13 protein-coding genes are annotated in these 14,997 nt (G+C 70.7%); 9 read left to right on the top strand and 4 right to left on the bottom strand.

The window, feature by feature from the left end; all coding sequences use genetic code 11:
* Nucleotides 1-70: 70 nt before the first annotated feature.
* Together AB0H84_RS11420 and AB0H84_RS11415 are read right to left on the bottom strand one after the other, a co-directional pair.
* Nucleotides 71-1,264 (bottom strand): hypothetical protein, encoded by a 1,194-nt coding sequence (locus AB0H84_RS11420; protein WP_357601753.1) that lies wholly within the window; start codon nt 1,262-1,264, stop codon nt 71-73.
* The gene (locus tag AB0H84_RS11415; RefSeq protein ID WP_357601750.1) at nt 1,264-3,486 is read right to left on the bottom strand and encodes a serine/threonine-protein kinase; all 2,223 of its coding nucleotides are present in this window, start codon (nt 3,484-3,486) and stop codon (nt 1,264-1,266) included. Before AB0H84_RS11415 ends, AB0H84_RS11420 begins: the two co-directional genes overlap by 1 nt.
* Nucleotides 3,487-3,553: 67 nt before the next feature.
* Here AB0H84_RS11415 and rsmA point away from each other — a divergent pair, with 67 nt between their 5' ends.
* The 3 genes from rsmA to AB0H84_RS11400 all read left to right on the top strand — a co-directional run bounded on the left by rsmA (nt 3,554) and on the right by AB0H84_RS11400 (nt 6,379).
* Entirely contained in the window at nt 3,554-4,393 is an 840-nt protein-coding gene (gene rsmA / locus AB0H84_RS11410; RefSeq protein ID WP_357602036.1) for a 16S rRNA (adenine(1518)-N(6)/adenine(1519)-N(6))-dimethyltransferase RsmA, read from the top strand.
* Between the two features lie 112 nt (nt 4,394-4,505).
* Entirely contained in the window at nt 4,506-5,504 is a 999-nt protein-coding gene (gene hemC / locus AB0H84_RS11405; protein WP_357601747.1) for a hydroxymethylbilane synthase, read from the top strand.
* A 398-nt stretch (nt 5,505-5,902) separates the two neighbouring features.
* On the top strand, nt 5,903-6,379 hold the full coding sequence (locus AB0H84_RS11400) for an NlpC/P60 family protein (RefSeq protein ID WP_357601745.1): 477 nt from the start codon (nt 5,903-5,905) through the stop codon (nt 6,377-6,379).
* Nucleotides 6,380-6,384: 5 nt separating this feature from the next.
* Here the strand turns inward: AB0H84_RS11400 and AB0H84_RS11395 are convergent, their stop codons facing one another.
* A complete protein-coding gene (locus tag AB0H84_RS11395) occupies nt 6,385-7,167 on the bottom strand; it encodes an arginase family protein (RefSeq protein WP_357601742.1) in 783 nt (260 codons plus the stop codon).
* A 523-nt stretch (nt 7,168-7,690) separates the two neighbouring features.
* Here AB0H84_RS11395 and AB0H84_RS11390 point away from each other — a divergent pair.
* Nucleotides 7,691-8,593, top strand: coding sequence for a 4-(cytidine 5'-diphospho)-2-C-methyl-D-erythritol kinase (locus AB0H84_RS11390; protein ID WP_357601739.1), 903 nt, complete (start codon nt 7,691-7,693; stop codon nt 8,591-8,593).
* A gap of 109 nt (nt 8,594-8,702) precedes the next feature.
* On the top strand, nt 8,703-10,550 hold the full coding sequence (locus AB0H84_RS11385) for an ABC-F family ATP-binding cassette domain-containing protein (protein ID WP_357601737.1): 1,848 nt from the start codon (nt 8,703-8,705) through the stop codon (nt 10,548-10,550).
* Nucleotides 10,551-10,626: 76 nt separating this feature from the next.
* On the opposite strand, the gene AB0H84_RS11380 is transcribed toward AB0H84_RS11385, so the two are convergent.
* Complete coding sequence (locus AB0H84_RS11380; protein WP_357601733.1) at nt 10,627-11,130, bottom strand: MarR family transcriptional regulator; 504 nt, start codon at nt 11,128-11,130, stop codon at nt 10,627-10,629.
* 57 nt (nt 11,131-11,187) lie between these two features.
* Here AB0H84_RS11380 and AB0H84_RS11375 point away from each other — a divergent pair, with 57 nt between their 5' ends.
* The 4 genes from AB0H84_RS11375 to AB0H84_RS11360 are packed head-to-tail and all read left to right on the top strand — an operon-like array spanning nt 11,188 to nt 14,996.
* A complete protein-coding gene (locus AB0H84_RS11375) occupies nt 11,188-11,958 on the top strand; it encodes a trans-aconitate 2-methyltransferase (RefSeq protein WP_357601730.1) in 771 nt (256 codons plus the stop codon).
* A complete protein-coding gene (locus AB0H84_RS11370; protein ID WP_357601727.1) occupies nt 11,955-12,293 on the top strand; it encodes a glyoxalase in 339 nt (112 codons plus the stop codon). The genes AB0H84_RS11375 and AB0H84_RS11370 overlap by 4 nt, the downstream gene beginning before the upstream one ends.
* A 52-nt stretch (nt 12,294-12,345) precedes the next feature.
* Complete coding sequence (locus AB0H84_RS11365; RefSeq protein WP_357601725.1) at nt 12,346-13,824, top strand: CYTH and CHAD domain-containing protein; 1,479 nt, start codon at nt 12,346-12,348, stop codon at nt 13,822-13,824.
* Nucleotides 13,821-14,996 (top strand): cytochrome P450, encoded by a 1,176-nt coding sequence (locus AB0H84_RS11360; protein WP_357601723.1) that lies wholly within the window; start codon nt 13,821-13,823, stop codon nt 14,994-14,996. Before AB0H84_RS11365 ends, AB0H84_RS11360 begins: the two co-directional genes overlap by 4 nt.
* Nucleotide 14,997: the final 1 nt, after the last annotated feature.

Here is a 14,997-nt window from a genome sequence, read left to right as displayed (position 1 = left end):
GGACCCCGGCGCACGTCGGCGGCGTAGGACGCTTACGGCGGGGGACGCCCTCACCAGGTGAGGGGCCCGTCTAGCCGGACAGCGACGCCCCGAAGTCCGCGCCCTTGGCGGGCTGGACCGGCTGGAGGGCGTCGGCGTTGCGCCCGGCCACCGACACCTTCCCGTACGGCCGCGCATCCGGCTGCCCCACGAAGAGCTTGTTGCCGCTGAAGGCCACCGACCAGCCGAACAGCCCGTCACCGCCGGGCAACCGCCTGTCCTCGGCGGCGTTCTTCCAGGAGACGACCCGGACGCCGCCCCCGTAGGGCGCCCCGATGGCCAGCCTGCCGTCCGCCGAGGCGGCCATCGAGAAGCCGAAGGCCTGCTTGCCCTCCTGCGTCACCCTCCTCGTGGGGTTCCTGCCGGGGTCGAGCAGTTGCACGTATCCGGCCCCCGGCGAGCTCACCGCGTACCCGGAGCCCTCGCCGTACGCCACCGCGTAGCCGTACCGGTCACCGGAGACGTCGGTCGGCGAGTCCAGCTTCAACGTCGAGAGCTTGGGCGCCAGCACGTCCTCGATGAAGATGACCGAGCCGGAGTCGATCTTTCCGGTCTCCACCTGGCGGCCCGCGCCGTCGTCGTTCTCGTACGGGACCCCGACGACCAGCTCGTTCCCCGGCCCGAACGCCATGGACCAGCCGAACTGGTCGCCGACCTCGCTGTTGCCCCGCACGTCGTCGGACTCCTGGCTGATCCTGATCAGCCGGCCCGCGCCCTTGCGTGCGTAGACGGCGCCTGTGTCCGGCAGCTGGTTCTCGTCCTCGTACGGCGCGCTGATCGCCACCAGGTCGCCGTGCGCGGCCAGTGACCAGCCGAAGTGCGCGAACCGCTGCGGTTGGGGCGCGGTCAGGCGCTGGGGCGACGCGGCGCCGCCGCCGTAGACGACATACGCGGCCCCGGCGTCCTCGGCGCCGTCCACGTCCGCGTACGGCGCGCCGATCACCAGGTCGGCGCAGGCGTCGGCGTTGACCTTGGCCAGCCGTACGGACCAGCCGAAGGCGTCACCTCTGGCCAGGCCGGGGACAGCGACGGGAACGACCTTGTCACCGGAGAGCACGTTCACCGTGCCCTTCTGGTCGTCGGCGAACGGGTCGCCCACGACCACGTCGTCCACGCCGTCACCGTCGAAGTCGGCCGCTCCCGCGCAGGCCGCCGCCGTCGTCGTGGACACCAGGGGCGCTCCGGCGGTCAGCATGAGCGCGATCAACGCAGATCGGATCATCATCACAGTGCGACCTCGATCTGCTTGCCGTTCTCGAGCATGGTCGCCGTCATCTTCACGGGTGTGCGGTACATGGCCAGATCGAACACGAACGCGCTGTCCACGCGACCGCCCGGCAGGATGGCCGGGGGCAGCGTGACAGCGGCCGGGTCGTGCTCGCCGCCCCGGTCGTCGATCATGGTGACGACGGGCTGGATCAGCTGCCTGCGCTCACCGCCCGGGTTGATCATCGTCCAGCGGATCACGCAGAGCTGCCCCTGGGTCGCGGTCCTGCCCTCGTACTCCTTCAGCCCGCACTCCGGCGCCGAGGCGACGATCGCTATGGGGTCATCGAAGTTGGCGCCCAGCGCGAACCGGCGGCCCACGTCGTTGGGTCGGGCGGAGGCGGCCGCCTGGGAGGAGGGGGGTCCGGCGGCCGTGTTGACGGCGGTGTTGCGGCCGGAGGTGAGGATCAGGACGGCCACCGTCACGACGATGGCCAGCACGGCCGCCGCCGCGGCGATGAGCCACCGTGCGCCCTTCGTCCTCGAACCGCCAAGGGTGTCAGGCTCGTCCCCCAGCGGCGCCACCGTGTGCCCCTCTGCGTTACTGCCCTGTCCCGGCAGCGCGGCCGTGGGGCTCTCGCCCGGCCCAACCGCTGTATCGCCGTGGCCTGGCAGGGCTGCCGTACGGCCCTGGCCTGGCAGGGCTGCCGTACGGCCCTGGCCTGGCAGGGCTGCCGTACGGCCCTGGCCCGGTAAGGCCTCCGTACGGCGCTCGCCGGGCGGGGTGTCGGTGCGGGGGAGCTTTCCCTGCAGCAGCGGCGCCTCCTGTCCGTGCGACTGGGCCTCCTTCTTCTTCCTCGCCAGCGCCTCGGCCTGGGCCTGCTCCTTCTGCCGGGCCTGGGCCTCCCAGCGCGCGAACTCCTCCTTGGCCGCCTCCTCCTCCCTCCGGGCCAGCTCCTCGATCGAGGCCTGACTCTGCTGAGGGGGCGGCGCGCCGGCCGTACCGGCCTGGCCGCCGAACGCCCCCGGCGGACCGGACACGCCGGGGACACCCGGAACGGGACCTGGAACCCCTGAAGCTCCCGGCACGCCTGCGGCACCCGCAGCGCCCGGAGCGCCCGCTCTGCCCGGACTCCCCGCACCACCCGCAGCGCCCGGAGCGCCGACGCCGCCTGCAGCGCCTGCAGCGCCCGTGCTGCCCGGAGTGCCCGCACTTCCCGCAGCGCTGGGAGGGCCCGGGACGGCGGGAGCCCGGCGGCCGGTGGCGTCGCTCGGCGGGGGCGTCGTGAACGTGGCCGTGATGTCCGGCTCGTCCACGACGTTCTGCGGCGGCTGCCACACGCTGAGCATCTCGGTCGCGACCAGGGTGGGCGGATCGGCGGCCCGCGCCGGCGTGCTCCCTCCCACCAGGGCGATCAGCAGATCCTGCGCCGTCGGCCGCAGGGTGGGGTCCATCGAGGTGGCCCGCCGTACCAGCTCGTTGAGTGGCGCGGGCAGCGCGCCCAGCTCGGGCGGGTTGTTCAGGACGCGCGTGGCCAGCGTGATGGCGTCGCCGCGGCCGAAGGGATGCCGCCCGTTGCCCGCGTACGCGATCAGGCAGCCCCAGGCGAAGATGTCGGCCGCCGGGGTGACCACCTCGCCGCGCACCTGCTCGGGGGCCCACCATCCAGGGCTGCCTAACAATTCACCAGAGAGCGTGAATCCGGTCTCCCGGTCGAGCGCCCTCGCGATGCCGAAGTCGATCACCCTAGGGCCCGACAGCGAGAGAATCACGTTCGCCGGTTTCAGGTCCCTGTGCACCAGCCCCGCCACGTGGATCGCCGCCAGCGCCGCCGCCACCCCCAGTGCGACGCCGTGCAGCGGCCCCGGCTCCAGGGACCCGTATGTCGCGATCTGATCGGAGAGCGGGGTGCCCGCGATGTACTCGGTCACCATGTACGGACGGCCGTCCCCGGTGTTGCCGTTGTCCAGCACCTGAGCCGTGCAGAACGACGCCACCCGGCGAGCGTTCTCGACCTCGGCGTGGAACCTGGCCGCGAACCCCTCCTGGTTGGCGAACTCCGCCTTGACCACCTTCAGTGCGACAAATCGCCCCGTCGGCGCCCGTGCGAGGAACACGGTCCCCATGCCGCCCTCGCCGAGCCGGCCCAGCAGTCGGTACGGCCCGATTTCCCGCAAGTCCGTCGGGCGGAGCGGCGCGGCGCCCGTTGGCTCCATGAGGGACGTCCCTTCCTGTTCCACGCCATCCTCTCCTTTGGTCTCCCCAAGCGCCATTGCTGGTTCTTCGATGCGAGAGACTGATTGGATGATGAGGCTGTTGGGCCCAGCGGAAATACGTATTTTGGCGGACAAGCTAGATCTTCGTCCGACAAAGAAGCTAGGCCAGAACTTCGTGATCGACGCAGGGACCGTCCGGCGCATCGTCCGCGTCGCCGATCTGTCGGAGAACGACGTGGTCATCGAGGTCGGGCCGGGTCTCGGCTCGCTCACGCTCGCGCTCCTGCCGTCGGCCGCGCACGTGGTGGCCGTCGAGATCGACCCGGTGCTCGCCCGCCAGCTCCCCATCACCGTCGCCGAGCGCGGGGGGTCCGAAAAGCTCACGGTCGTGAACGCGGACGCCATGAGGATCACCCCCGACGACCTGTCCGGCCTCACCCCCACGGCCCTGGTCGCCAACCTCCCCTACAACGTGGCCGTCCCGGTGGTGCTCCACCTCCTGCAGACCCTGCCGTCCCTGCGCAAGGGCCTGGTCATGGTCCAGTCGGAGGTGGCCGACCGCCTCGCCGCCGGCCCCGGTTCCAAGGTGTACGGGGTGCCGTCGGTCAAGGCCGCCTGGTATGCGGACGTCCGCCGCGCGGGTCCGGTTGGCCGTACCGTCTTCTGGCCCGTCCCCAACGTCGATTCCGGCCTCGTCTCATTGGTACGGCGGGAACCGCCGGCCACGAAGGCGTCGCGCGAGGAGGTGTTCGCGGTGGTGGACGCCGCCTTCGCACAGCGAAGGAAGACCCTGCGCGCGGCCCTTTCCTCGTGGGCGGGCAGCGCGGCCCAGGCGGAGGAGGCGCTCCGCGCGGCCGGGGTGGACCCGTCCGCCCGGGGCGAGCAACTGGACGTCCACGCCTTCGCCCGCATCGCCGAGTCCAGGCCGTAACCACCGAGGCTGGGGGCGTCGGCCTGGCGCTCACCCCGGCCGGCACAGTCCGGTCGGGAGCCCGGCGCGACATGACCGTATGCTCGCCGGCAACCGATACCGGGAGAGCAGCATGAGCGATGCCTTGCCAGATCTGCTGAACGAAGCCTTCGCCGACCGCCCCTTGCGGATCGGCACGCGGAGTTCGCCGATGGCCCTGTATCAGGCCAACGACGTACGTGACCGGATCCGCAAGCGCGTGCCGGATCTGGACGTCGAGTTGGTGCCGATGACGACGAAGGCGGATCTATGGCCCGGCGAGCTGGCCGAACTGGGCGGCAAGGGGCTCTTCACCAAGGAGATCGACCGCGCCCTGATGTCGGGGCAGGTGGACATCGCGGTGCACTGCATGAAGGACGTACCCGGCGACGTGCCACTGCCGGAAGGGACCGCGTTCGGCGCCTACCTGGAACGCGATGACGTGCATGATGTCGTGGTCACGCGGGACGGCACACCCCTGGCGGACATCGCTCCCGGGTCAGTGATCGGCACGAGTAGCGTGCGGCGGCAGGCCCTGCTGCACATGTACCGGCCCGACCTGCGCACCGAACGCATCCGAGGCAACGTCAACAGCCGCCTGGCCAAGCTGGACCAAGATGCCACATACGCGGCCCTGATCGTCGCGCGGGCCGGCCTCGGCCGCATCGATGCTCTGGATCGCCCTTACGAGGTCTTGTCGGTGGAGTTCCATCCGGCAGACAGCGGGGTCGTGAGCATGGTGCCGGCTGTGGGCGCAGGTGTGATCGGCATCCAAGCGCGCATCGCCGACAGCCTGATCACGCGGCTGCTGGATGAGTTGACCGACTTGGCGACGGCCGGCCACATCTTGGCGGAGCGGACGATGCTGAACATGCTGGGCGGGCACTGCAACAGTCCGATCGCCGGATACGCGTGCACGACGGCGGACGGGCAGATGTCGCTGCACGGGATGGTGTTCAACGGGGACGGCTCCAAGTTCGTCCGCTCGCAGCTGTGGGGCGACGCGTCCGACCCAGCGACTCTAGGCTCTCGCGTCGCATCCGACCTGCTGCATCAGGGAGCGCAGCACTTGATCATCGCTACGCGGAAATGATGGCGGCTACCGAGCGGACGAGAGGAGCGGGGAGAGAACCCACGAGGTCAACCCGCTGATTGTGGAAAACCCAGCCTCCTCCACAGAACCGCGTTCGGCCTCAAACCGCCCCACCTTGCCGCGTGATCCTGGCCTCCCGTCCCCAACAGGAGGCCAACATGATCAGGCTACGGCTGGCCATCGCCGGCGCGCTCTTCGCAGCCCTCGCCCTCTCCGCCGACCCGGCACGAGCAGGCTCCCTCTCCGCGGACACGGCTGGAGCAGGCTCCCCCTCCACGGCCTCGGCTCGAGCAGCCTCGCTCTCCACGGACCCTGCTCGAGCAGCCTCCCTCCCCTCGCTTCCATGCTCACGAGTGGATCTCTGCACCCGACAACCCTGGAGGCCGCCGGCGCCTCCGGTGCCTCCGGAGCAGGTGGGGCGCTGCTGCGATCGGCGCCCCCACCCGAGCCCCGCAGGCAGCCGCACCCGCGGCGAGATCGCCGCCGCCGCGGCTCTGGCTCAGCGGGGCGTGCCCTTCTCCTGGGGCGGAGGCTCGGCGAGCGGCCCCACCATCGGCATAGGCAGGGGAGCCGGAACGCGAGGCTTCGACTGCAGCGGCCTGACCCTCTACGCCTGGGCCCGGGCGGGCGTGGCCCTCGGCCACTACACGGGCACGCAGTTCCGCCAGGGCCGCCGCGTCCCGCTCAGCGCGCGTCGCACGGGCGACCTGCTCTTCTTCGGCGGCGGCACAGGCGACCCGACCCACGTGGCCCTGTATCTAGGGGGCGGGCTGATGATCCACGCCCCCAAGACAGGTGACGTGGTGAAGACGACGGACTTCCTCGGCTCCCCCTACTACCGTGCCGTCTTCCGCGGCGCGACACGCCCCGGCTGAGCCGCTCACCGCGGGGCGCAGACCTCCACCAGCCCCTTGACCAGCCCGGAAAGCGTCACCTGGTCCTGCTCCCTGGAGGGCTCGTACTCCATGAGCCCGAGCCCCGCGACCTCGAACCGCTCAGCCACGGCGGAGACCAGGGAGAGCAGCCCATCGGGACGCAGCCCGCCGGGGGCGGGGCTCCCCACACTCGCGAAGATCTCCGGATCGAGCACGTCGAAGTCGATGTGCACGTAGACGGCGGCCTCGTCATGGATCTCCGCGATCGCCTCGGCAAGAGCCGCACCGGAATCCGCCGCGGTCAGCCGGCGGATCCCACGGTCCTCGACGAACGCCAGCTCGGCAGGATCAAGATCGCGCACCCCCACCAGCACGATCCGTCCCGGATCCAACCGTTCCCCCGGCACCAGCCCCGCGGGCCCCTCTCCGGTGAGCGCCCGCAGCACCATCCCGTGAAAGGCCCCGGAAGGCGAGGAGTCCGGCGTGTTCAAGTCCCCATGCGCATCGAACCACACGACGACCAGCCGATCCCCGTGCCTCTTCCTGGCCGCCGCCACCGGCTCCAGCTCGACCCCGCAATCCCCGCCGGCGGTCACCATGAGCCCGTCGGCGGCCTGCGCGACGGCCGCACGCACCCTGGAGGCGGTGAGGACCAGATCGTCATCGACCTCCACCCGCACGCGATGGTCGGCGTGCACCATGTCGGCCAGCAACCGCGCCCCTTCGCGCAACCGCTCCGCCGTACGCGCCCCCGACCCTCGCCACTGCGGGACCTCCACAACCGTCACCTCGGACAAATGGCCACCTACTTAACGCTTCGTGTTGAGGAATTGATCGTTTCCGGCGTCATCTGTTGAGAACAGCATGTCAGAGCCGCGTGCGCCGATAACATCGGGCCGGAGCCGCCTGCCCCGGTAACATCGAGTCACTCGCTCCCCGGACTGCAGGCCGGGGGCCTGTCCCACTGGACCGGGGTGGGCCCGAGTGACCAGACCCAGCCACCGCGCACAAGGAGGTGACCTTGGTGGCTACGTTGGACACGCGTCAGCAGAGCCACTCCGCTCTGCCTCCTCAGCGGCGGACCCTGGAGTCCGCGCCTGCAGACCGCCAGCGGCCCCATCAAGACCCCGCACAAGCATCTCCGCCTGCTCCGACGAGCAGTCGGCCACGCCTATACCACCAAGAAGGAAGAACACCGGTGCGCATCCCGACGACGGTTCGCCTGGCGGCGAACCGTCTTTCCCCGCCCCGCCACGCAGGAGTCCGTTGCCTCTCCAGACTGGACGCCGGAGCACCGACGGAGAGGGCCCGATGAGCTCGGTGACCGTACGCGTGCCTGCGAAGGTCAACGTACAGCTCTCTGTCGGCCCGCTCAGGGATGACGGCTACCACGACCTGGTGAACGTCTTCCACGCGGTGTCGATCTTCGACGAAGTGGTGGCCAAGGAGTCCGAGTCGATCACCGTGGTGGTGAAGGGGAAGTGGTCCGACCAGGTCCCGACCGACGACGGCAACCTGGCGATCCGGGCCGCCCGGGCGCTCGCCAAGCACGCGGGCCGCACCTACGGGGCCGATCTGATCATCCAGAAGGACATTCCCGTGGCGGGCGGCATGGCGGGCGGCAGTGCGGACGCGGCCGGGGCGCTGGTGGCCTGCAACGAGCTGTGGGGGCTGGGGCTGCCGTTCGAGGACCTCATGGAGATCGCGGGCGATCTCGGCAGCGACGTGCCGTTCTCGCTGCTCGGCGGCACGGCGGTCGGCACCGGCCGGGGCGAGCGGCTGAGCGAGCTGCCCACCGGGGGCACCTTCCACTGGGTGTTCGCGCTGGCGGACGGCGGCCTCTCCACGGCCAGCGTGTACGCCGAGTGCGACCGCCTCAGAGCGGCCTCGGGCGCCGAAGTCGCCTGGCCGCAGCTGGACGACTCCCTGATGGAGGCGCTGGGCACGGGTGACGCGTACTCTCTCGGCGCCCACCTGAGCAACGACCTCCAGCCCGCCGCCCTCAGCCTCCGACCGGAGCTCGGCCCCACCCTGGAGGCCGGCCGCCAGCACGGGGCCCTGGGCGCGATCGTCTCCGGGTCGGGCCCGACGTGCGCCTTCCTGGCCATCGACGCGCTCCACGCTCGCGACCTGGCCCTCAGCCTGACCAGCACGGGAGCCGCCCACACCGCCGTCGCCGCGCACGGCCCGGTCCAGGGCGCCACCCTGGCCTGACGTCGGGGCAGCACTCCGATCGCCGCGTTCGAGCGCCGCCCGGGTCCCGGGCAGTGAGGCGAGCTGGGCGGGCGGCGGACGGACGGAGAGCCGATACCCTGGGTAGGCCATGAATCTGGTCAATCTTGAGTCGGTCTCCCATGCCTATGGGCCCAAGCCACTCCTCAACGACGTGTCCCTCGGCGTCGAAGCGGGCGAGCGCATCGGCGTCGTCGGGCGTAACGGAGGCGGGAAGACCACCCTGCTGTCCGTGATCGCGGGAGCGGTGCGCCCGGACAAGGGACGGGTCACGCACAACCGGGGTCTGCGGGTCGGCTTCCTGTCGCAGCACGACGCGCTCGACCCGAGCGCCACCGTGCGCGAGATCGTCCTCGGCTCGCTGGCCGAGCACGAGTGGGCGGGGGACCAGCGGGTACGCGAGATCCTCGCCAACCTCGTCGGCGACCTCGACCTCGACGCCAAGGCCGGCGACCTGTCCGGTGGGGAGCGCAGGCGTACGGCGCTGGCGCAGCTGCTCATCGACGACCACGACCTGATCATGCTGGACGAGCCCACGAACCACCTCGACATCGAGGCCATCGCCTGGCTCGCCGGCCATCTGGCGGGCGCGAAGAGCGCGCTGGTGGTCGTGACGCACGACCGGTGGTTCCTCGACGCCGTGTCCACCCGTACGTGGGAGGTCGTGGACGGGCGGGTCGAGCGGTACGAAGGCGGATATGCCGCTTACGTGCTCGCCAAGGCCGAGCGGGCGCGGATCGCGCAGGCCGCCGAAGAGCGCCGCCAGAACCTCATGCGCAAGGAGATCGCCTGGCTGCGGCGCGGCCCGCCCGCCCGTACGTCCAAGCCGAAGTTCCGCATCGAGGCTGCCCAGGCCCTGATCGCTAACGAGCCCCCGCCGCGTGAGACCGTCGAGCTGATGCGGTTCGCCGCGGCACGCCTCGGCAAGACCGTTTACGACCTCGAGGACGTCACCCTGCACGCGGGCGGGCCGGGCAACGGGCCGCTGGTGCTCGGGGACCTCACGTGGCAGTTCGGCCCGGGAGAGCGGGTCGGGCTGATCGGGGTGAACGGCTCCGGCAAGTCGTCCGTGCTGCGCCTGCTCGCCGGCACGGTGTCACCCGACTCCGGGCGCGTGATCAGGGGCAAGACGGTACGCCTGGCGCACCTGTCCCAGGAGCTCACCGAGCTCGACCCGACGCGGCGGGTGCTGGAGTCGGTCGAGGAAGTACGCAAGTACCTCCAGCTCGGCAAGAGGGAGTGGACGGCCTCCCAGCTGCTCGAACGCCTCGGGTTCAAGGGCGAGGCGCAGTGGAAGGTCGTCGGCGACCTGTCGGGTGGCGAGAGGCGGCGGCTGCAGCTGCTCAGGCTGCTCATGGACGACCCCAACGTCCTGCTGCTCGACGAGCCCACCAACGACCTCGACATCGAGACGCTCAACGAGCTCGAGGACCTGCTGGACGGCTGGCCCGGCACGCTCGTCCTGGTGAGCCACGACCGCTACTTCCTGGAGCGGGTGACCGACCGGTGCGTGGCGCTGCTGGGTGACGGCAAGCTCTCGCTGCTGCCGGGCGGGGTGGACGAATACCTCGAACGCCGCGCCGCCGGCACCGCCGTGACCGCCCGCCTGGGCACCCCCGCCGGGGCGGCCACCGCACCGGATCCCGCCGGCGCGCCCTCCGGTGGTGCGGACCACTCCGGGGCCACGTCCGCGCCGGGCCAGTCGGGTGCCGGGCTGTCGGCCAAGGAGGAACGCGAGCTGCGCAAGGAGCTCAACCGCCTGGAACGCCAGCTCGACAAGCTGAGCGACCAGGAGTCCCGCCTCCACGCGGCCATGGCGGACGCGGCCAGCGACTACGCCCGGCTCGGCTCCCTCGACGCCCAGCTGCGCGAGATCACCGCGCAGAAGGAGACGATCGAGGCCGAGTGGCTTGAGCTCGCCGACCGCCTGGGCGACTGACCGCCTCATCCGCGACCCTGTCACGCACGAGGCGGACCGGGCGGGCCTTGATACCCGTACCGCCCGGGTCGCGGCGTCAGGAGGCGTCGAAGGGGGCGAGGAGCGTGCGGAGGAGAGAGGCGAGGAGGCGCTGATCGTCGGCCCCCAGGCCGGACAGCAGGTCGTGCTCGCGCCGCAGCAGGTCCGCGAAGGCGGCGTCGACCCGTGCCAGGCCGGTGTCCGTGAGGGACACCAGCACGCCGCGCCGGTCCTCCGGGTCCGGGCGGCGGCGCACCAGGCCCGCCTGCGCGAGCCGGTCGATGCGGTTGGTCATGGTCCCGGACGTGACGAGCGTGGCCCGCAGCAGTGCGCCGGGGCTGAGCTCGTACGGCTTGCCGGCCCGCCGCAGGGCCGTCAGCACGTCGAACTCCCACGGCTCCAGATCGTGCTCGGCGAACGCCGCCCGCCTGGCCCGGTCGAGATGCTTGGCCAGTCGTGACACCCTGGAGAGCACCTGGAGCGGCTCGACGTCGAGGTCGGGACGCTCCGCGCGCCAAGCCGCGACGAGCCGGTCCACCTCGTCCCTAGCATCCTCCGTCATGACACAAGAGTGTACTGTCTTGACATCGAGATATCTCTCTCGATATCAATTATCTTCATGTCGAGAGATATTTGGGACCCGGTAACCTACTCCGTCTACGCGGACGAGCGGTCGCGGCCGTTCGTCGAACTGGTCTCCAGGGTCGGTGCGGTCGATCCCGATTATGTCGTGGACGCCGGCTGCGGCAGCGGCGAACTCACCGTTGAGCTGGCCCGACGCTGGCCCCGCGCGACTGTCGAAGGCTTCGACTCCTCGCCCGCGATGATCACCAAGGCCCGCCAGTTGCAGTCGGACGTCAGGTTCGCGGTGGCGGACGTGGCCACGTGGCGCCCCGACCGTCCGGTGGACGTGATCGTGTCGAACGCCGTCCTGCAGTGGGTGCCGGAGCACCGTGACGTGCTGGAGCACTGGATCGAGGCGCTGGCCTCGGGCGGGTGGCTGGCGTTCCAGGTGCCCGGCAACTTCGACGCGCCGAGCCACGTCGCCATCCGCGAGCTCTGCGCCTCGCGCACCTGGTCCGACAGGCTCAGCGACGTCGTCAGGGCGCAGCCGGTCGACGACCCCCTCGACTACCTGGACCTGCTCAACCACGGCGGCACCCAGGTGGACGCGTGGGAGACGACCTACCTGCACGTCCTGCAGGGTGAGAACCCGGTGCTCGACTGGGTCTCCGGCACCGCCCTGCGCCCCATGCTCGACCGGCTCGACCCGGACGAGCAGCTCCGGTTCAAGAACGACCTGGCCAAGGTGCTCGCCGAGGTCTATCCGGCCAGGAGTTACGGCACGCCCTTCCCGTTCCGGCGGATCTTCGTGGTGGTGCAGAAGTGATCAAGCAGATTCATCATGTGCAGCTCGCCGCGCCCAGGGGCAGCGAGCCCGAGCTGAGGCGCTTCTACGAGGGCGTGCTGGGCTTGAGAGAGGTGCCCAAGCCGCCGGAGCTGGCCAAGCGCGGGGGCGTGTGGTTCAGGGGCGAGGGGGTAGAGGTCCACCTCGGCATCGAGGACGACTTCAGGCCCGCGCGCAAGGCCCATCCGGCGTTCCTGGTGGACGACCTCGACGCGTATGCCACTGGCGCGGAGATCGACGAGCTGTTCCCCGGCTATCGGCGGATCTATCTCGCAGACCCCGTGGGCAACAGGATCGAGCTGCTGCAAGCCGTGTGATGTTCACCTTGGAGTGGCATGATGTCCCGAAATCGGACCCTTGTGAGGTGTAATGGGCATCGAGATCGAGGACAAGTTCGACGTTACTCCCGACTACGCGATCCCGGACCTGAGCGGTCTGGCCGACGTCGTGGGCCCGAAGAGCTACCAGCTGGTGGCCCTCTACTACGACACCCCCGACCTTCGGCTGGCCACCCGGGGCATCACGCTCAGGAGGCGACGAGGCGGCTCCGATCCCGGCTGGCACCTGAAGCTGCCCAAGGCGAAGGGGGCCCGCCAGGAGATCACGCACCCGCTCACCCGCAGCACGAAGATCGTCCCGCCTGAGCTGGCCGAGCTCGTCCGCGCCTACACCCGCGGCGCAGAGCTCCAGCCGGTCGCCGAGCTGGACACCCGCAGGAGCGTCACCGTCCTGGTCGACGGCGACACCGAGCTGGTCGAGATCGCCGACGACCGCGTCAAGGGCACGGTGTTCCAGGACGAGCCCAGGATCGTACGGTGGCGCGAGGTCGAGGCGGAGCTGCTCGCCGAGGACCGCCGGGCGTTCCTCGCCAAGGTCGGCAAGCGCCTCAGGAAGGCGGGCGCGACGCCGTCGGCGGCCGGCAGCAAGCTCGCCAAACTGCTCGAACCCGCCCCGCTCCCCAAGGCCCCCACCGAGCCGGGCACGGCGGGCGAGACCGTCGTCGCCTACCTGGCCGGCCAGGTGGCCGCCCTGCTCGCGCAGGATCCGCGGGTGCGCAGGGCCGAGGAGGACGCCGTCCACCAGATGCGCGTGGCCGCCCGCAGGCTGCGCAGCGCGCTCAAGGCGTTCAAGAGCATCGTGACCGACACCGGCCAGGTCCAGGACGAGCTGCGCCGGCTCGGCGCGGTGCTCGGGGAGGCCCGGGACCTCGAGGTGATCAGGGCCAGGTTCGCCAGGGAACTGGCCGGCCTCCGGCCGGAGCTGGTCACCGGCCCCATCCAGACCCGGCTCGGCGACGACCTGCGCGAACGCGAGCACGAGGCGTACGCCCGCATCGACGACACGCTCAACAGCGACCGCTACTACGCCCTGCTCGACGCGCTCGACCAGCTCGTGTCCGCCCCGAACCTGGGCAAGGCGGCGGCCAGACCGGCCCAGGACAAGCTCTCCGCCATCGCCGCGGCGAACTGGGCCAGGGTGACGAAGGCGTACGACACCGCTCAGGCCATCGACGACCCGGAACGTCGTGAAACAGCCATGCACGACGTGCGGAAGGCCGCCAAACGCGCCCGTTACACCGCCGAAGCGCTCCAACCCACGCTTGGCAAGAGCATGGCCAAACTGGCCAAGCTGGCCGAGGACGTCCAGGAGATCCTGGGTGCGCACCAGGACGGCGTCGTCGCCCAGGAGACCCTGGCCAAGGAGGCCGAGATCGCCCGCAAGGCAGGCGAGGACACGTTCACGTACGGACTGCTCATCGGGATCGAACGGAACACCGCCGATCAGGCCCACGCCGAGTTCCCCAGAGTCTGGGCAGAGACCCTCAAGGCGGTTAAGAAGGTTCTATGAGGAACCTTCCCACCATCCCCTTCGAGCGCCGCAGCCTGCTCGACGTTCCCGAGGAGTATCGGGAGCTGCGCGCCGAAGAGGGCATCGCGAGGGTACGCACCCGGATGGGCGACGAGGCCTGGCTGGTCACCGGCTACGAGGACGCTCGCAGCCTGTTCAACGACCCCAGGGTCGGCCGCTCGCATCCGGAGCCGGACAAGGCCGCGCGGCTGTCGGGCTCGGCCCTGCTCGGCGGTCCGCAGGGCGAGGCGGCCACGGAGAAGGCCGACCACGACCGCATGCGCAGGCTCTTCATGCCGTCCTTCTCGGCCCGCAGGATGAAGGCGCTCAGCGAGCACGTCGGCTCACTCGTCGATGAGCGGCTCGACCACCTGGCCAAGCTGACGCCGGCCGTGGACCTGCACGCCGAGTTCTCCTTCCCGCTGCCCGTGCTGGTCATCTGTCAGCTGCTCGGCGTGCCCTACGAGGACAGGGAGTACTTCGGCGAAGTGTCGTCCCGCATGGGGGACATGCTGGACATGGAGCGGAGCGCGGTGGCTCGCGCCGAACTGGGCGCGTACATGGCCGGGCTGATCGAGCGCAAGCGGCGCGAGCCGGCCGAGGACGTGCTGTCGGATCTGGCGAAGGAGCTGGACGACGACGGGTCGATCGCCGAGCTGGCCGGCGGGCTGCTGTTCGCCGGGCACGAGACCACGGTCAACCGCATCGACCACGGCGTGCTGCTCCTGCTGGCCCACCCCGACCAGCGCGACCTGCTCATGGCCGACCCGAGCCTGGCCCCCGGCGCGGTCGAGGAGATCTTGCGCATGGTGGTGACGAGCCTGCACGGCCTGCCCAGGTACGCCCGCGAGGACATCGAGATCGGCGGCCGTACGATCCGCAAGGGCGAGGCCGTCGTGATCCTTCCGGGGGTGGCCAACCGGGACGAGCGGATCTATCCGGATCCGGATGTGTTCGACATCCGCCGTCCGCAGACGTACCCGCATCTGAGTTTCGGGTACGGGCCGCGCTTCTGCATCGGCGCGAGCCTGGCCAGGGTCGAGCTGGAGGTCGTGTTCGCCAGGCTGTTCCAGCGCCTGCCCGGCCTGCGGCTGGCCGTCCCCATGGAGGAGCTGCCCCGCAACGAGGGGAGGATCGCGGACGGCTTCGCCAAGTTTCCGGTGACCTGGTGAA

Source organism: Nonomuraea sp. NPDC050786 (assembly GCF_040654115.1).
In the GTDB taxonomy this organism is placed as follows: Bacteria; Actinomycetota; Actinomycetes; order Streptosporangiales; family Streptosporangiaceae; genus Nonomuraea.
This window is presented reverse-complemented; position numbering and strand designations above follow the sequence as displayed.